Here is a 16,931-nt window from a genome sequence, read left to right as displayed (position 1 = left end):
GCGCTCAGTGCGCGCGCTCCAGTTCTTCAGCCAGCACGCGCAACAACTCGGCGGCGCTGGTCTCGGGACGCGTGGCGGCGGGTGTCATCGCCGGGGACGCCGGTGCGCTCGCGGGCGCACGGGCACCGCGCGTGGCTATCCAGCCGCCGGGCAGCGGGAAGGCGACACGCTTCCAGTTGACCAGCGCATCGGGGCCCACGTTGAAGTCCACCGAGCTCTTGCCGGCGAAGCCGGTGCCGATGGTGAAGGTGTATGGCAGCCCCGTTTCGCCGCCGGTCGAACCCAGCACGGTCCCGCCGTTGACGATGACGCGGTAATAGTCGAGCGCGGCGCCCCAGTAGACCGCCTGCTGCGCATCGGCGGTGTGGATGCCGGCGGTGTGGCCGGCTCCGCCGTGCGCAAGCATCATGCGGGCCACGTCGATCGCGCCATCCATGCCATCGACCACCACTGCGGTGAGGATGGGCGACAGCTTCTCGCGCAGCAGCGGGTGGCCGACCTCGGGCCGCATCAGCGGGAGCACCAGTGCCGGCGTGTCGGCCGGCAGCCGCAGGCCCGCGCCGGCGGCGATCTCGGCCGCCGGACGACCCACCACCTTGGCGTTGAACTTGCCGCCCGGCCAAGCATGGGCCTGAACGCGGTCAGCCTCTTCATCGCTGCAGACATGGGCGCCGCAGGCGACCAGCGCTTCGCGCATCGCCATGGCCGCCGGCCGGTCCACCAGCAGCACGCTGGGCGCCGAGCAGGGGCTGCCGTGGTCGAAGTTCTTGTCCTGTACGAGTTGCGGCGCAATCGCGGCGACGTCGGCGCTGCGGTCCACATAGACCGGCACGTTGCCGGCGCCCACGCCGATGGCCGGGTTGCCCGAGGAGTAGGCGGCGCGCACCATCGGCGTGCCGCCGGTGGCCACGATCACGTCGCAGCGCGCATCGCGCATCAGCGCGTTGGTGGCTTCCACCGTGGGCTGCGACAGCATCTGCACCGCATCGGCCGGCGCCCCGGCGCGTTGCGCGGCGGCCTGGATCTCGCGCACGGCGTCGGCGCAGCACTGCAGCGCCACCGGGTGCGGGCTGATCACCAGCGCATTGCGCGTCATCAGCGCCATCAGGCTTTTGAAGATGATGGTGGCCACCGGCGAGGTGGAGTTCGACAGCCCCACCACCACGCCGGCCGGCCGGCCGATCTCGACCAGTCGCAGCGCATCGTTGCGCCGCACGCCGCCCAGTGGCACATGGCGCCAGCCGTCCAGCGTCTGCTGGCAGGCCATGCGGTTCTTCTGTACCTTGTCCGCAATCTTGCCGATGCGCGTCTCGCGCACGGCCCATTCGGCGTAGTGCTCGGCCTTGGGGAGCAGTGCCGCGCCGACGGCTTCGGCGATCGCCCAGGCCTGCTCGGGGCTCAGCCGGGCCAGTGCGGAGGCGGCGACGCGGGCGCGCGCCAGCAGGTCACGCGCTTCCTGGAGGGCTGCGAGGTCCTTGTCCATGTTCGGCACCCGCTCAGCGCCGCCCATGGGCCCGCGCGGCCACACCACCGAGGTCCACGTTGTCGAGCGCCGCAAAGAGGGCATCGACGGCGGCCTTCTCCTGCGGGCTCGCGCCTTGCAGGCGCGAGGTATCCAGCACGCGCTTCAGTCCCGCGCCCGGCGCACTGGCGGCCATGCCAGTGGCAGCGGCCGGCTGCGCGCCGCCCAGCGTCGGCACGAAACTGCCGGCGGTGACGCGTTGGCCGGCGCGGTAGTGCGGCGCATAGTCGAACACCGCATAGTGCTGGGTCTGGCAGTTGTCCCATAGCACCAGCGAGTCCTTCTCCCAGCGGAAGCGCACCATGAACTCGGGCTTCTTGACCCACTCGGCGAGCATGTGCAGCAGGGCCTCGCTCAGGTCCATGTGCACGCCCAGCAGGCGCTTGGTCCAGATCGAGTTGACGAACAGGAGGCGCCGGCCGTTGAAGGGGTGGGTGATCACCGCCGGGTGCAGCACCGGGGGGTTGTCCTTGATCATCTTGCACTCGCGGTCGGCGAGCGCGGCATTCAGCTCTTCGGACGAACCCATCGTGTTCATCATCGCGCCTGCCCGCTTGTCCGCATCCGCCTGGCGCTTGGCCAGCTTTTCGTAGGCGTTGACGCGCCGGAAGTGGAAGGGCATGTCGTGCTCGGCCTGCAGTCCCATCAGCAGCTGCTGCATCGGCTCGCCCAACGCGTCGAAGGCGGCGGCGGTGCTGGCCCACATCGTGTCGCCGCCGTTCGGTGGAATGTCGGTGATGCGCAGCGCGCAGACCATCGAGGGCTTCTTGCGGAAGGTGACGTCGGTGTGCCAGCGATCGGTCTCGGGCGACTCGTAGCCCTCGTGCGCGATCAGCTGGATCTCGGGGACGCCCTTGATATGCGGGAAGAACTCGTGCTTCTCCACCTCGCCGAACTGGCGCGCCAGGCGCACGTGCGCCTCCGGCGTCAGCGGCTGCTTGCGGAAGAACACTACGCCGTGCGCCCACAGCGCCTGCTGGATTTCCTCGTACACGTCCTCCGAGCGGACGTGGTTGAGGTCGACGCCGCTGATCATCGCGCCGATGGTGGGCGTGACGGGGTCGACCTGGATGTGACGATAGTTCATGGAGTTTCCTTCACTGCCAATGCAGCAGGCGTTGTTCGAGCCATGTCATGAAGCGCACGATCGCCACGCCCAGCAGGGCCAGGACCAGCAGCAGCGCCATGACGCCGTTGATGTCGAAGGTGGAGCCGAGGTAGGCCAGCTGCTGGCCCAGGCCCTTCTCGCTGGCGATGATCTCGGCGCCGATCACCCCAAGCAGCGCATAGATCAGTCCCAGGCGCAGGCCGGAGAAGATCACCGGAACGGCCCCGGGCAGCGTGACCTGGAAGAACGTGGTGGCGGCGCTGGCGCCCAGCGTGCGGCACAGCGTCACGTGGTCCAGGCTGACGCCGCGGATGCCGGCCACGGTGGCCGACAGCACGATGAAGAAGGTCAGCGAGAAGCCCACCGCGATCTTGCTGCCCAGCCCGAGGCCGAACCACAGGATGAACAGCGGCGCCAGCGCGATGCGCGGCATCACGTTGAGCGCGTTGAAGTAAGGCTCGGCAAACTGCTCGATCTTCGGCCAACGCACGAAGGCCAGCCCGACCGCGAACGCCGCCACGCTGCCCAGGGCGAAGGACAAAAGCACGCCCGCCATGGTCCAGCCCAGGTCGGTCCACAGCTTCGCGGCGGCCAGGTTGTTCCACAGGAACTTCGCCACGCCGCTGGGTTGGCCGAAGAAGGTGGGATCGACCCAGCGGCGCGTGGCGGCCAGTTCGCCCAGGCCCAACAACAGCGCGATGAACGCGAGATGCAGCAGGCCGAGGCGCCAGTGCGAAATTCTCATGTCAGCCTTCATGCTTGCCCCAGCCCGATTCAAGATGCGCCCACAGCTGCGCGTACAGCTCGTGGAAATGCGGGTCTTTCTGCAGCTCGCGAATCGAGCGCGGACGCGGCAGGTCGATGCGCACGTCGGCCACGATGCGCCCGGGGCGCGAGGACATCACCACCACCCGGTCCGACACCGCCACCGCCTCGGCGAGGTCGTGGGTGATGAACAGCACCGAGTGCCGGTGCTGTTGGCACAGGCGCAACAGCAGGTCCTGCAGTTGCAGCTTGGTCTGTGCATCCAGGGCCCCGAAGGGCTCGTCCATCAGCAACAGCGGGGAGTCCATCGTGAAGGTGCGTGCCAGCGCGGTGCGCTGGCGCATGCCGTGCGACAGGGCCTTGGGCAACGCATCCTCGCAGCCGGCAAGACCCACCTCGGCAAGCATGGCCCGGGCCCGCGCGCGGGCCTGCTCGGGCGATGCGCCCCGCACCTGCAGGCCGAACGCCGCGTTGTCCAGCGCCGTGCGCCACGGCAGCAGGCTGTCGCGCGCCAGCATGTAGGCCACCTTGGGACTGCCCTCGCGTGGCGCCTCGCCGGCCACGCAGACCGAACCGGTGCCGGAGTGCTGGACCAGGCCGGCGCACAGGTTCAGCAGCGTGGTCTTGCCACAGCCGCTGGGCCCGACGAGGGAGACGAATTCGCCGTCGGATACCTGCAGCGAGACATCCGAGAGCACCGGCGTGCGACCGTCGAAGCTCAAGTGCAGGCGATCGATGGCAATGGCGGGGCTTGGCGCCGGCGCGCGAAATCCGGCAACGGCGGGGCTTGGCGCAACAGCGCGCATTCTGAAGATCCCGAAATCGAAAGAGAGGTGGACGAGAACGCGAGCAGCGGCTCAGCGCGCAAGCAGCAGCTTGGATGTGTCGACCAGCTTGTCGATCTGCCCGCTGCGCTGCATGTACTCGGCCACGTGCTGCAGCGCCTTCGGCTCGACCGAGTAGCGGTAGCCCGGCAGTGAGTTGCGCAGCGCAATCTCGATCACCTTGTCCGCACCCTGCGCTTCGATCTTGAAGGTGTCCTGTGCGATCTTGAGCATGGCGGGGAAGTTGGCCGGGTTCTGGGCCAGCGCCTCGGCTTCGCGCATCGCGCGGCCGTAGGCGTCAGCCACCTTGGGGTTTTTGGCGGCCCAGTCGCTGCGCACCACCTGCAGGGCCGCCGCGCCCGAGGTCTTGACGATGTCGGCCGGGCCCTGGCCCTTGCGCGGGTCCACCACCACGCGGCAGGCCTTGCTGACTTCGCAGAAACCGTCCATCGGCGTGAACAGCACCAGGCCGTCGATCTGCTTGTTGGCGATCGCGGGGAAGGCGGTGTTAGGCGCGCCGACGGCGACGATGGTCACGTCCTCCGGCTTCATGCCGGCCTCCTTGAGCATGTTCACCAGCTGGAACTCCGCGCCGCTGCCGCGCGCGGTGACGCCGATCTTCCTGCCCTTGAAATCCTGCATCACGGCCGGGTAGCCCTTCGCGGCGTTGGGCGTGTCCAGCCCCGCACCGGCCATCAGGAAGAACACCGGATCGCGCGCGCCGCTGCCCAGCACCTTCAGGTCCGCCCCTTTGTTCACGGCCTGCAGCAGCACCTCAGGCGGAGGCACGGCGACATCGAGCTCGCCCGACAACATCGTCTGCATTCCCAGCGGCGCCTGTGGAATCACGCGCAGCTCGCACTTCAAGCCGTGCTTCTCGCACAGGCCGTTGGCGTTGGCCACGCGCACGAGGAAATTGCCCAGTCCGGGGTAGTCCTGGATGCGGACCGTGTCCTGGGCCCACGCCGGCGCGGTCATTGACAGCGCCAGCCAGCAGCCGGCGAGATGGAAGAGCTTGCGCATGCGGTGTGTCCTTTGAACGCTCTGATCAGTGCTGCCCACAGCGGCAGCGAAGCGGCGAATTAGAAGGCGCAAGTGCGAGAATCTTTGTCGTATGTCTGACAATTCAAGGGTGAATCCTGGCCGTGACTCGGCTCTCGGATCTGCCCGGGCCGCACATTCAGCACCTTCCTATAGGGTGGACTTGTGGGAAACCGTGCCGCCCGCGACGGCAGCTTTCCTGCGGCAGCAAGGCGCGATGCGGCGCCATCGCGACGGCGCCACCCTGGCGCAGCGGGGGCAGGCTCTATCGGCTGTGCTGGTGGTTGCCGAGGGCCGGCTGCGCGCGGTGATGCGCGGCATCGATGGCGAAGAGCACCTGATCCGCTGGATCGAGACGGGCGAGGCCGTGGGCGTCGGCGCTGTGCTATCTGCAGTGCCCATGCAGGCTGATCTCGTGGCCAGCGGCGACTGCAAGGTGCTATGGATTCCCGGCGCGGATTTCATCAGGGCGATTCGCGACAATGCCGAGGCCGGCTTGGCGGTGGCGCGCTTCCTGGGCTCGCGTTTGACCGAGATGCTCGACCACGTGGCAGCACAGGCCTATGCGAGTGTCGAGGACCGCGTGCGCTCGGCGCTGGTTCATCTGGCGGTCGAGAACGGCCAGCCGCTTGGCGACGGCCGCATCGAGTTGCGCATGACGCAGGAGGATCTGTCGCGGGCGGTCGGCGCCTCGCGGCAGCGGGTCAACGAGGCCCTGAAAGAGCTCGAACGCAAGGGTGAGATCGCGATGGGCTACCGCCGGATTGTGGTCACGCCGGCGCGGGCGCCCTAACCGCAGCTTCTTGACTCAAGTAGTCTCGGTGTTCTCACCGAATAAAGTCGAATACAGAGCGCAAGCAAACACGCACCTTGCGAGCCCGACCATTCCTGCGGCCAGTCCCCTACAAGTCGAAAACAAGCGCCTGCATTTGCGGACGTCCTTGCAAATAAAGTCGGAAACGACGACTGGATGCTGGGTTAGCCGTTGAATGCAATTCCGGCTTTCGGGTGCTAGGCGCGCAGGGGCCATAGCCCGAACGGAACTCAAGCACGAGGCGCCCAGAGAAGTCTGTATCCTGCTTTACTGGGCTGCAGATCGCGGTGGCAGGGATTGCCGCCGCAGCCTATCGCGCAGTCATTGACAAGCCTGCTTCAACCGACTCGTTCGTCACCGGCAGGCGCAGAATGAACCTGCTGCCGCGACCCACACCTTCGCTGTGGGCCGTTACCGTCCCACCATGCAGTTCCACCAGCCGCTTGACGAGCGGCAGCCCGATGCCCAGTCCGCCTCCTGACTTGTGGGATGCCGTGTCGACTTGCATGAATAAATCGAAGATACCGGGCAGGGATTCCGGAGCGATGCCGAAGCCCGTGTCACTTACGACAATCTCGACTTCGGATCCTTCGAGTCGTGCGCTGATGCTGATCGTCCCCCCGCGGTCCATGTACTTGGACGCGTTCGTCACGAGGTTCACGAGGACCTGGACCAGCCGAAGCGGATCGGCATGCACTTGAATCTCTCCAGGAATGTCGAGTTTCAGCCTGTGTCCGGAGCTCTCCACGACTGGGTCGCATGTCTCCACAACGTGGCGCATTACCGTCGTGAGTTCCACGTCCTCCATGTGAAGCTTCAGCTTGTTGTTCACGATGCGGGTGATGTCGAGCAGATCGTCCACGAGCCGGCGGAGATGGGTCACCTGTCGATTCATGATCGAGCGTGCCTTTTCCACGCGATCGTCACCGTTCACCCATTTCAGCATTTCGAGTGAATTCACCACCGGGGCCAACGGTCCGCGAAGCTCGTGCGCTAGTGTCGCGATGAACTCATCTTTGCGCCGTTCAGCATCCTGCAGCATCTTCTCGTGGCGCAGGCGGACCACAAGGGCTGCGGCATATCTCGCGTACAGCTCGAGTAGTTGCAGTTCTGGTCCCGAGACGCGATGGGGCTGTCGGAAGTGGGTGGTAAGAATCCCGAGGATGCTACCGTCGTACGTTTTCAGGGGAGTCGAGACCACCCCGCGATATCCCGATTGCGATGCGATGTCGCGATGCGGCGTGAACTCCGCGTCGAGTTGCACATCTTCAATCACGAGCTGTTCGCCGCTCTTCAGGACGCGGGCCGTGGCGGAGCCATCGTCCACGCGCACGACCCGAAAGTGGTCGAGGTACGGCTGGCGAAAACCCCGGTGAGCCACGATTTCCAACCCCCGCAGCTGCGGGTTAAATAGCTGCACGTTTCCGAACTGAGCGCCGCACGCATCGATGGCGGTTGCGAGAAGGTCATCTAATGCCCCGTTCAGCTCGCGCGCCCCCGAGAGGCGGGAGCTCATGGCATGCAGCGCCCGCAGGCGACTTTCCGATTCGAACAGCGCGTCGTTGGCTTGCTTGCGCTGCGTGATGTCGACCATCGCGCCGACTATCTTCGTCGGCTGCCCTGAGGCATCCTTGAGGACCTGTGAGCTGGACTCAACCCAGATCCATGTGCCGTCCTTGTGACGAATGCGGTAGACCGCGGTTCTCGCCCCACCCTTTTCCAGCTGCGATGCAAAACTCTTCATCTGCTCGGGCAGGTCCTCCGGGTGAATGAGCGAAAGCCACCAGGCGACCGTGTGATTGTCTTCACCGACCCGGTAGCCTGTGACGCGGTCCATGCCATAGGTGATCACCTCGCCAGCGCCGATCGGATCCAATTCGTACACGAACGCGCCGGCGGCGTCCAATGCCATGCGGAACCGATCTTTGATGCGCCGCAGCGCTGACACTGTGCGATGCCTATCCGTCAGGTCATAGAACAGGCAGACCACGCCATTGCGCCCATCAGGAAGCGTGACACGCTCGATCCTCCAGTCGTAGTGTTCGACCTGGCCGGTGTCCACCCTCGTCACGACAGTGCGCGGCGATCTGTAGGCCTCGCCGTTCTCGAGCGTGCGACGAAATTGCGCGACCATGTCGCGGACCATCGACTCAGGCCATTGGCGGGTCGCCAGCACCTCCCCAAGTTCGCGCTCGAGAAGGGGAGTCACCTTGCGGAATGTTCGACGGGCGCCCTCGCTGACCTGCACGAGCTTGAGATCCGCATCGACGAAGAACACGCCGAAGGGCGTGTTCTCGACCAGGTGCAGGAACGTGTCCTGAGGGTCGCTCAGCGGGGCCATTTGTGGTGGACGATTGCCAACAATTCATGATAGGCATGGATGCTGGGAATGCGACTTGACGTTTGTTGCTCTTCGTTGCGGGCGCTGGTGAGACCAAAGGCTGTTGGCCGAGAGGACGGCCGCGCCAGCTCAGCGCGGAATCAACATGGGACGGCAGAAGACGACCCCTCGCAGTCGTTCGCGCTCTTACAGGTCAGGGGGGCTCAATGACCGCATTGGCGCCAAGACCGGATAACAGGGTTTCTATCGGCGACGCACCCGCTACAAAGCTGTCATCGGAATGGCACCGACGACCGGCTGCTCGCAGCATCCCCGCGAGAGGACGCGCGGCCAACCCGCACAATGCGCGGATGCACGTCTTCCGCTGGCTCGACCATACGCGTCGTCATCCGTCGGCAATTTGCTCGTGCAGATCGCCGGGATGCTGCTGTACCCATTCATCGAAAACACGGACGGGGGCCGCATCGGGCTGGGTGTGTTCGGCATCGTCGTGCTGGTCATCACGACGGCCATGGTGCGCCGCACGCCAGGTCTGAACTGGGTCGCCGGCGGCATCGCGCTGCCGGCGGTGGGGTTGCTTGCGCTGCAGGCACTGTTCGGCATGCCGCACCTGCTGCCGTGGTCAGCGGCGCTGGAGGCGGTGTTCTACTTCTACGCCGCATCCAGTCTGATCGCCTACATGATGGCCGACTGGCACGCGACCACCGATGAGCTCTTCGCCGCCGGCGCGACCTTCACGCTGCTGGCCTGGGGCTTCGCCTACCTGTTCTTGTTGATGCAGACCCTCCAGCCGGGCAGCTTCGCGGCGGCCGTCAATCCGCAAGAGCAGCGCACCTGGACCGAACTGATGTACATGAGCTTCGCACTGCTGTCGAGCACCGGCATCGGCGACGTGATCCCAATCACCACGCATGCGCGCATGCTGGCAGCGGTGGAGATGTTTGTCGGCGTGATGTACTTGGCGGGAGTGGTGTCAAGGTTGATCGGGTTGACGTTGATGTCGCATCGCGGCGGCGTACAGCACCCACGTGACCGCAGCTAGCCTCAGCCTATCGGTAAGCGCCCCGACACGCTGCGTCGAAGCTGTCTACGCTCACCTTCGGCTCAAAGGGCACCCTTGCGCTTCGATTCGGAGCGACTTCGCTACCTACTCTTTCTCGATGCCCGCGGTCTGGATGATCTTTCCCCACTTCTGGGTCTCGGCTGCCTGGAACTTCCGCAGGTCGTCCGGACTGCCTCCCAGCGCCTCGAAGCCCACGCTTGAATAGAAGTTCGTCACGGCCTGGCCTTTGTTGGCCTTGCTCAGGATGTCGTTCAAGCGCGCAACGACCGCAGGCGGCGTTCCGGCGGGCACGTAGGCTGCGAACCAGAACGTGCTTTCGTAGCCTTTCACGCCCGCTTCCGCGATCGTCGGGATTTCCTGCGCCAGAGGAATGCGCTTGCTGGTGGAAACACCCAGCGCCTTCACCTTCCCGCCCTTCACTTGCGGCAAGCCGGTCGCCATGTCGGTGAACATCAGCTGGATCTGGCCACCGATCAGGTCGGTCACGGCGGGTGGGTTGCTGCGGTACGGAATGTTCACGATGAACGAACCCGTCATCTGCTTGAAGAGTTCACCCGCAATGCGGCTGGAGGAACTGCCGGAGCCGAATGACAGCTTGCCCGGATTGGCTTTCGCGTACTTGATCAGCTCCTGCACGCTGTTGACCGGCAGGTTGTTGTTCACAACGAGGATTTGCCCGCCACTGCTCAAAAGGGTGACCGGCTCGAAATCCTTCACCGGGTCATAGGGCAACTTCTTGAACAAATGCTCATTCGCGGCGTGCGTGGTGTTCGTCGTGATGAACACGGTGTACCCGTCCTTCGCGGCCTTGGCCGCGGCCTGCGCGCCGATGAACGCGTTGGCGCCGGGCTTGTTGTCGATCACGACCTGCTGCTTCGTCTCCTGAGTCACGCCTTGGCCGAGGGCGCGCGCCAACTGGTCGGTGGCGCTGCCTGCGGCAAATGGCACGATGAACGTGATCGGCTTGTCGGGAAAGCTGCCTTGCGCACCGGCGGCGAAAGGAAGGATGGCAGTCAGCGCTGCCAGCAATGTTCTACGGTTCATTTTGTTTCCAGGAAGGGTTGGGATTGGGCGGCAACTACGCCTGCCCTCGAAAGGGTGAGCGTCATGCGGAGGGTTCTGGAATGTCCATGTCGAGCAGCGCTGAACTCAGAGACTTGCCGTGCGCATCGAGCGCGAGAGACCTGGTGACGCCACCGCCAAGCGCCAGCTTCATGACGAAGTTGAAAGCGCCGAGCTGCGGCAGTTCGTAGCGAACGACGTCTCCCTTGACGAGCTCGGCGAATAGCGTCTTGACGCTCGCTTCGGTGACGTGCGTTTTGAGGTGGTCGTAGTGACCTGGGTCAAAGGCAATCAAGGAGAGATTTGAAGTGTTTCCCTTGTCGCCAGTGCGCGAGTGCGCAAGTTCTCGCAGCTTCATGTCACGCCTCCATCATCTCGAATGAGGGCTTGACCAATTCGCGAGGCAATAGGATGGATTGCACGGCCAGCACTTCCTTGGTTGAGTGCCTTGCGCCGCCGCCGCCCGCGGGGCCATTCGTGTAGAGCGTCTCGACTTCATTGCCGATGCGGCAGGCCTCCCGTTCTGAGGGCGTCCGGCCAGCGACGCGAAGCCGCACTTCGTAGGGGTCGCAGGACGCATGCGACAAGGCGGAGCCATGCAAGGAGTTCACTCCGATCAGGTCGAATCTGAGCTCGGTGGTCTCGACGCCCATAAGCCGCAGACGCTCCTTCACGATCTCCAGCGCCAGCTGGGCACGATCGACCGCGCCAGCTCCCGCGTAGGAAATCTGGCCCTCGCCGATGTAGCCGTCGACGTAGCCAACCGAAACCTTCAGAGCCTCGGGTCTCGCCGTTCCCCGGCCGCCCGAGACTCGCACCTGGTTCGCACCAATTTCATTGACCTGGACCTTCGAGAAGTCGGCCACTACGTCCGGCTGCAAATAGCGCGCCGGATCATGAATCTCGTACAGCAGTTGCTCCTTGACGGTCGCCGGGTTGACGCAACCACCGGTGCCGGCCACCTTGGTGATGACAACTTCACCGTTGTCGTTGACCTCGCCAATCGGAAAACCAAGCCGGGCCAGGTCAGGAACGTCCTTGAACCCCGGATCGGCGAAGTAGCCGCCTGTGATCTGACCCGCGCATTCGAGCAAGTGGCCAACCACAGTTGCCTGACCCAACCGCTCCCAGTCGTCCATGGCCCAGCCGAACTCGTGGATGAGCGGAGCCATGAAGAGCGCGGGATCGGCGGCGCGACCCGTGATGACCACATGCGCTCCCGCCTTGAGTGCGGCGACGATCGGTGCCGTGCCAAGGTAGGCGTTCGCTGATACCACGCGGTCGCCCAGCGACGACAGGCAGTCGCCTGTTTCTTCGAGGCGGTAGTCACCCTGACGAATCACATCAAGCACGTCGTCGCCGGTCACGGCCGCCACCTTCAGTCCAGACAGCCCCAGGGAACGAGCCACCTCGACGCACTTGGCGGCGGCGGCTTTCGGGTTGGCTGCCCCCATGTTCGTCACGATCCGCGTGCCGTTGGTGTGCGCGACAGCAAGCACCGCTCGCATGCGTTGCTCCAGCATCGGGTCGTAACCCAGGCCGGGCCTGTCCCGGCGGGTCTGCTGGGCCAGAGCGATCGTTCGCTCTGCCAGGCATTCGAAGACCAGATAGTCGAGACGGCCGTTCTGAGCAAGCTCGATTGCGGGCTCGATCCGATCGCCAGAGTAACCCGCGCCCGCTCCAATTCGAATGGTTCTCAAAATGGTCCTTGTAGCTCACGCTCAGGGCAGTATAGGTTTCGCGACCGCCGAGGCAATGGCTGCGTCGGCATCGACACGCAGCATGAACCGCCGCGCCACCAGATCGTTGGCTGCGGCCGTCACCGCGGCAACATAGCCAGCCTGGTTGACGTAGCGCTCCTCAAGGGACAAGCGAGGATCGCCCGATGCAAGCCGATCAGCCCTGGTCTTCGGGTACGGAAAATAGGCGCCGACGAGCCCAGGGGCCAATGGCGAACCTGCAAGGTCGGTCACACCGGGTTTGTTGGTGTAGTTCCAGCCCGTGTTCGTGCCCAATCCTGCAGCCACGTCGATGCTGCGGATGCCCGCCTTGTCGTTGCCGTCGATGTCCACCTGCGGCACGAGGATCGCGTAGTCACGGCCGAGGTATGCCGGCGGAAGCTGGGACACGATGCCTGTCTCGTCCTTTGCCTTGAAGTTCGGACCCCAATCGAGCAGCGGATACCGCGTATGAAGCCCTGTGAACGTAACGCCGGGAATGGACGGGAAGGCGACTGCGGCGGGCCGAACCAGCGTGGCATCGGCAATCTTCGGGACCTGGCTGTCGGGCGGCGTTGTGCCTGCAACGACCCATTCCTCGAGGTCCTGATACAGCGCCCGGACGACCGACACCACCCCAGTGTTGCCATTGGTGGCATACAAGTTGCCGACGGCGAAAGGCGGTGTGTTGGTATTGGCAGGGACGCTCGGCAGGCCGAGCACATGGTGCGAGCTGGAGTAGTAGTAGATGCGAGCATTCGCGGGTTGGACCAGGTCGGATGTCCCGAACGCGGTGGTCAGTAGCGGCGAACCCTGCAGGGCCCAGAACTCGGAACCGCTGAAACCGATAAACAGCTTCGGGCAAGTTGATGTGGCAGTGCAGCGCTTCAGGATGCCGCCATCGCTGCGCTGCGAGACTTCGTCCACGTAGTCCGCTGCAAGACCGCGTGTGCCGGCTTGGCCCAATGCCGTGAAGTCCCCCCGAACACCGCCGCCGCCGCCGGGAACGGCAAACCGCGTATTGAGGTTCGTCTGGCGTGCAGCGATCTGGGCGAAGACCCCATCAAACACCTGCTTGTTGTCGATGTCCTGATTGAAGCCCAGGTGTACGAAGGTCTTGATGAAGTTGCCACACTGCGATACGCCGGAAGCAATCGTCTTGGTGATCTTGCCGAACACAGGATTCGCGTTGCCGGCTGCGTCCTTGTCCTTGTTGTGGAAGAAGGCAACCATGTCCCGCACAGCGGCGAAGCCCAGGCCCATCACCTTCGGGTCCTTCGCGACATAGACGATTTCGTACATGTAGCGACTGTCGAATCCGCCCTTGACGCAGATGTTGGCCCCGTCCGGCGTACCGGGGAAGGCCGTTGTTGCGTCGCACTTGGCAAATTTCCAATCGCTGGCTGGGATCAACTCGCGAGCATCGCTCTCATTGATGCGTCGCGTCAGCGTATACCCCGCAAGCGTGTTGTCCAGGCTGGCAGGCGCATAGGGAACCATCGCACCGTTGAACTGGCCGCCGGGCAAGGTCAGCGAGTTGGTGGTATTGGTCGCCGGGAACAGCTCGGCGCGATAGGTGCCAGTGATCGAAGTACCGTCGGCATTCTTCGCGACAGGGACTGTCAAGGTCAGCTTGCCTGCGGCGGCCGGCACGTCGCCCTGCCAGGCCGAGGTGAGGAAGACGTAGCCGCGCGAGGCAAAGTACGAATCCATCGCCACCGTGCCGCCACGGTTCGGCGCGTCGTAGCGCAGAACACCGTTCGCCTTGCTCATGTCCTTGGGCATCGCAAGCACGAACTCTGCCGTGTACTCGACCTTGCCATTGGCATTCAGAGGCGCAAGGGACAGATCCTGGATGATCGCGTTCTTTGCGTCCTTCGGATCGACCTCGCCGGTGAAGGTGCCAGTCAAGCGCTGATAGGCGCCCACACTGCCGAAGGTACCCGGGACGTCCTCGGTTTTGGTGATGTTGACCTTGTATGTGGCGGGGGTGACCACCACCACGGGTGGTGCTTCGGGCGGCGTGCTGTCACTACCACCACATGCCGCAAGGGTTACGGCTACACAAGTTGCTGTGGCAAGGACCAATGCAACCGTTGGACGAAAGCGAAACCTTCTCATCGTTGTCTCCAGTTCTTACGACGCTGGGGCGACTTTATGGACAACAATCTCATCCGAGAAATTTAAGGTTTTGATTGGTTAATCCAAAATGTCGATCAATCTGAGCACCAAGCAGCTGCGGGCTTTTACAGCCTTGGCAGACGAGCGCCACTTCACCCGTGCAGCAGCGCTGTGCCACCTGTCGCAACCGGCGTTCACCGCGCTGATTCAGCAGCTGGAGACGGCGCTCAAGGTGCGGCTCTTTGACAGGAGCACGCGCAGCGTGGCCCTGACGCCGGAGGGCAAGGAATTCGAGGAGTCCGTGCGTCGGATCCTGGCCGACGTTGACGCAGCTCTGGCGGGGGTTAGCGACCACGCCTTACGCAAGCGCGGGCGTGTCGCCATTGCTCTACTGCCGTCGCTGGCGGCAGATTGGTTGCCTCAGGTGCTGGCCAGCTTTCACAGGGAAAACCCTGGGATTGAGATGCAGGTTTACGACGTTCTGTCTGAGCCTTGCATCGAAGGCGTGCGCAGTGGGCGAGTGGACTTTGCCTTGGCAGCGACGCGCGTAGACACTCCGGAACTGCGTGCCGAACTGTTCTGCAGCGACACGTTTCACCTGGTCTGCCCCAAGGGTCATCCCCTGGGCGATTTGCCGACCGTGCGGCCCAAGGACATCACAGGCTACTCATTCATCCATCTTTCGCGAACGTCCAGCGTGCGCCAATACGTGGACGCTGCCACGCACCCCGCGACTTTCCCGGCCATCCTGGAAGTGGACCAGCTCGCAACGGTCAGCGGACTGGTGAAGGCTGGGCTGGGAATCAGCATTGTCCCGGGGCTGGCGCTCTATCAGTTTCACGGCCCAGAGCTCGAGACACGACCTATTCAGTGGCCCGGGCTTGTAAGGAAGATCCATTTGGTGCGCCGGAGGGATCGTGGCTTCTCGGTCGCCGCTCAGGCACTCTACGATTGGCTAGTCGCCAATCCGCCTGTTGCTGCGCGGCCAACTCGACCGCGCGCGACAAAGTCGAGGCCGAGCGCATGACAGCGCCCGGCCACCAAATACCGCTGCCGTTCGGATCCGCCTTGCAGCTAGCACCGAACGCCGGACTTGGCTCTCTTCAATCTGGGGCTGGACAGCAAACTGCGCGTTGCGCTCTCACTAGCTTGAGCCTTGGCCTTGCCTCCGTCGCCGTCCGACTCGTGGGCTGAGGCTCAGGCCCGTCCCACTCGGCCAATGCCTTGGCCATAAAACAGACGCCCCTGTGTTCGAGGGGCGTCCGCAGGTCCAGCCACGAAGGGCTATATGACGTAAGGATCAGTCCCTACGGCTTGGCGATGATCCGTCTCGGACCTGAAGATCGTAGACATTGATCACCTCCTTTCATTGTTGCGAGGCCTCTAGCCTACGCCTTCGGGTGGCTTCTATGGCTCAGCATGGCGATCAAATGTTGTTGGCAATCCACATGGAACCGGCGCGAAGCTGAGCCAGCACCTCCGATAGTCGCTCGTGATCACCCCTTTCTCGCTACGTGCTCCCGTCGTCGTAACTCCTTACAGGTATCAGAAACCCATGCGGCAATGAGTTGATGGGCTCGTGGATCGTCATAAAGCGAACTATGCATTAGCCCGGTTTTGCGTCCCCGGCCGAGCGGCATCTAACTGAGCTATTTCCGCACGGAATACACTCGGCTCACCCATTCGTCCACGACCCCTGGTCCGTTTGGATCAGGCCTGTCGGAGTTTCTTGGAAAGAACTGTCATGGCAAAAATGTTCGAGGGTGAAGTTGCATTGGTCACTGGCGGAAGTTCCGGGATTGGCCGGGCGACCGCGGTGGCATTCGCAGCGGAGGGCGCAAAGGTTGTCGTGGCGAGCCGAAGAAGCGAAGAATCAGGCGAGACCGTTCGGATGGTGACCGATGCCGGAGGTGAGGCATTTTTCGTCCAGGCCGATGTTTCGATTTCGGCCGACGTGCAACGCATGGTCGCGCAAACGGTCGAGCGCTTCGGAAAACTGAACTATGCGTTCAACAACGCAGGGGTTGGGGGCAACATGGTCCCGACGGCCGAGTATCCGGAGGACGTTTTCGACAAGGTCGTATCGATCAACCTCAAGGGCGTCTTCCTGAGCATGAAGTACGAATTGCCGTACATCGTCGCGACCAAGGGCGCCATCGTAAACATGTCGTCTGTTGCCGGACTCGTCGGCGGACGAGTCGGCGTCGCCTATTACGCCAGCAAGCATGGCGTAGTCGGGATGACCAAGGCGGCGGCGCTCGAATATGCCGACAAGGGAGTTCGCATCAATGCAGTAGCACCCGCTGTCATCAAGACTCCGTTGACGGAGGGAGCAGGGTTTCTCAACAAGGACACCCAGCTGGGCGCCATGATGCTGGCCCGGCATCCCGTTGGACGACTGGGCGAACCGGAGGAAGTGGCCCAGGCCGTGATCTGGCTGTGCTCGAAACGCGCTTCATTCACGACAGGGCACACGCTGCCCATTGATGGCGGTGTGTTGATTCCCTAACTCTCTGCAAATTGGTTTGAAAGTGGTCGCTGCATGTCGTCAT

14 protein-coding genes are annotated in these 16,931 nt (G+C 63.8%); 4 read left to right on the top strand and 10 right to left on the bottom strand.

Translation table 11 applies throughout. From position 1 onward, the window contains the following. Positions 1–4 precede the first annotated feature (4 nt). Genes UC35_RS13380 through UC35_RS13360 form a run of 5 tightly spaced genes read right to left on the bottom strand, consistent with a single transcriptional unit; the run spans position 5 to position 5,242 of the window. A complete protein-coding gene (locus tag UC35_RS13380) occupies positions 5–1,483 on the bottom strand; it encodes an aldehyde dehydrogenase family protein (protein WP_158513899.1) in 1,479 nt (492 codons plus the stop codon). A gap of 13 nt (positions 1,484–1,496) precedes the next feature. Continuing rightward, a complete protein-coding gene (locus UC35_RS13375; protein ID WP_061500482.1) occupies positions 1,497–2,609 on the bottom strand; it encodes a TauD/TfdA dioxygenase family protein in 1,113 nt (370 codons plus the stop codon). 10 nt (positions 2,610–2,619) lie between these two features. Next, positions 2,620–3,375: an ABC transporter permease gene (locus tag UC35_RS13370; protein WP_145979443.1), complete on the bottom strand. Its 756-nt coding sequence runs from the start codon at positions 3,373–3,375 to the stop codon at positions 2,620–2,622. A gap of 1 nt (position 3,376) precedes the next feature. Further along, complete coding sequence (locus tag UC35_RS13365) at positions 3,377–4,201, bottom strand: ABC transporter ATP-binding protein (protein WP_061500479.1); 825 nt, start codon at positions 4,199–4,201, stop codon at positions 3,377–3,379. A 51-nt stretch (positions 4,202–4,252) separates the two neighbouring features. Continuing rightward, positions 4,253–5,242 (bottom strand): ABC transporter substrate-binding protein, encoded by a 990-nt coding sequence (locus UC35_RS13360; RefSeq protein WP_061500477.1) that lies wholly within the window; start codon positions 5,240–5,242, stop codon positions 4,253–4,255. Between the two features lie 181 nt (positions 5,243–5,423). Here UC35_RS13360 and UC35_RS13355 point away from each other — a divergent pair, with 181 nt between their 5' ends. Next, a complete protein-coding gene (locus UC35_RS13355; RefSeq protein WP_061500475.1) occupies positions 5,424–6,053 on the top strand; it encodes a Crp/Fnr family transcriptional regulator in 630 nt (209 codons plus the stop codon). A 331-nt stretch (positions 6,054–6,384) separates the two neighbouring features. On the opposite strand, the gene UC35_RS13350 is transcribed toward UC35_RS13355, so the two are convergent. Further along, the gene (locus UC35_RS13350) at positions 6,385–8,415 is read right to left on the bottom strand and encodes an ATP-binding protein (protein WP_061500473.1); all 2,031 of its coding nucleotides are present in this window, start codon (positions 8,413–8,415) and stop codon (positions 6,385–6,387) included. 280 nt (positions 8,416–8,695) lie between these two features. Here UC35_RS13350 and UC35_RS13345 point away from each other — a divergent pair, with 280 nt between their 5' ends. Further along, on the top strand, positions 8,696–9,457 hold the full coding sequence (locus UC35_RS13345; RefSeq protein ID WP_145979442.1) for a potassium channel family protein: 762 nt from the start codon (positions 8,696–8,698) through the stop codon (positions 9,455–9,457). 105 nt (positions 9,458–9,562) lie between these two features. Here UC35_RS13345 and UC35_RS13340 read toward each other — a convergent pair whose 3' ends face one another. The 4 genes from UC35_RS13340 to UC35_RS13325 all read right to left on the bottom strand — a co-directional run bounded on the left by UC35_RS13340 (position 9,563) and on the right by UC35_RS13325 (position 14,379). Next, positions 9,563–10,522: a Bug family tripartite tricarboxylate transporter substrate binding protein gene (locus tag UC35_RS13340; protein WP_061500472.1), complete on the bottom strand. Its 960-nt coding sequence runs from the start codon at positions 10,520–10,522 to the stop codon at positions 9,563–9,565. Between the two features lie 61 nt (positions 10,523–10,583). Further along, positions 10,584–10,898 (bottom strand): hypothetical protein, encoded by a 315-nt coding sequence (locus UC35_RS13335; protein WP_061500469.1) that lies wholly within the window; start codon positions 10,896–10,898, stop codon positions 10,584–10,586. A gap of 1 nt (position 10,899) precedes the next feature. Continuing rightward, positions 10,900–12,243 carry an acyclic terpene utilization AtuA family protein gene (locus UC35_RS13330; RefSeq protein ID WP_061500468.1) on the bottom strand — a complete coding sequence of 448 codons (1,344 nt, stop codon included), beginning with the start codon at positions 12,241–12,243 and terminating at the stop codon, positions 10,900–10,902. An 18-nt stretch (positions 12,244–12,261) separates the two neighbouring features. Next, positions 12,262–14,379: an alpha/beta hydrolase domain-containing protein gene (locus UC35_RS13325; RefSeq protein ID WP_082793149.1), complete on the bottom strand. Its 2,118-nt coding sequence runs from the start codon at positions 14,377–14,379 to the stop codon at positions 12,262–12,264. 94 nt (positions 14,380–14,473) lie between these two features. Here UC35_RS13325 and UC35_RS13320 point away from each other — a divergent pair, with 94 nt between their 5' ends. Beyond that, complete coding sequence (locus tag UC35_RS13320; protein WP_061503824.1) at positions 14,474–15,406, top strand: LysR family transcriptional regulator; 933 nt, start codon at positions 14,474–14,476, stop codon at positions 15,404–15,406. 717 nt (positions 15,407–16,123) lie between these two features. Continuing rightward, positions 16,124–16,888: a glucose 1-dehydrogenase gene (locus UC35_RS13315; RefSeq protein WP_173861260.1), complete on the top strand. Its 765-nt coding sequence runs from the start codon at positions 16,124–16,126 to the stop codon at positions 16,886–16,888. Positions 16,889–16,931: the final 43 nt, after the last annotated feature.

This window comes from Ramlibacter tataouinensis, assembly GCF_001580455.1.
Lineage (GTDB): Bacteria > Pseudomonadota > Gammaproteobacteria > Burkholderiales > Burkholderiaceae_C > Ramlibacter > Ramlibacter tataouinensis_B.
This window is presented reverse-complemented; position numbering and strand designations above follow the sequence as displayed.

What these genes read in the sequence shown, in the direction of transcription:
- UC35_RS13350 (WP_061500473.1), bottom strand. Translation starts at nt 8,415, where the DNA reads ATGGCCCCGCTGAGCGACCCTCAGGACACGTTCCTGCACCTGGTCGAG.
- UC35_RS13335 (WP_061500469.1), bottom strand. Translation starts at nt 10,898, where the DNA reads ATGAAGCTGCGAGAACTTGCGCACTCGCGCACTGGCGACAAGGGAAAC.
- UC35_RS13315 (WP_173861260.1), top strand. Translation starts at nt 16,124, where the DNA reads ATGGCAAAAATGTTCGAGGGTGAAGTTGCATTGGTCACTGGCGGAAGT.
- UC35_RS13365 (WP_061500479.1), bottom strand. Translation starts at nt 4,201, where the DNA reads ATGCGCGCTGTTGCGCCAAGCCCCGCCGTTGCCGGATTTCGCGCGCCG.
- UC35_RS13325 (WP_082793149.1), bottom strand. Translation starts at nt 14,379, where the DNA reads ATGAGAAGGTTTCGCTTTCGTCCAACGGTTGCATTGGTCCTTGCCACA.
- UC35_RS13340 (WP_061500472.1), bottom strand. Translation starts at nt 10,522, where the DNA reads ATGAACCGTAGAACATTGCTGGCAGCGCTGACTGCCATCCTTCCTTTC.
- UC35_RS13380 (WP_158513899.1), bottom strand. Translation starts at nt 1,483, where the DNA reads ATGGACAAGGACCTCGCAGCCCTCCAGGAAGCGCGTGACCTGCTGGCG.
- UC35_RS13360 (WP_061500477.1), bottom strand. Translation starts at nt 5,242, where the DNA reads ATGCGCAAGCTCTTCCATCTCGCCGGCTGCTGGCTGGCGCTGTCAATG.
- UC35_RS13345 (WP_145979442.1), top strand. Translation starts at nt 8,696, where the DNA reads ATGGCACCGACGACCGGCTGCTCGCAGCATCCCCGCGAGAGGACGCGC.
- UC35_RS13375 (WP_061500482.1), bottom strand. Translation starts at nt 2,609, where the DNA reads ATGAACTATCGTCACATCCAGGTCGACCCCGTCACGCCCACCATCGGC.
- UC35_RS13370 (WP_145979443.1), bottom strand. Translation starts at nt 3,375, where the DNA reads ATGAGAATTTCGCACTGGCGCCTCGGCCTGCTGCATCTCGCGTTCATC.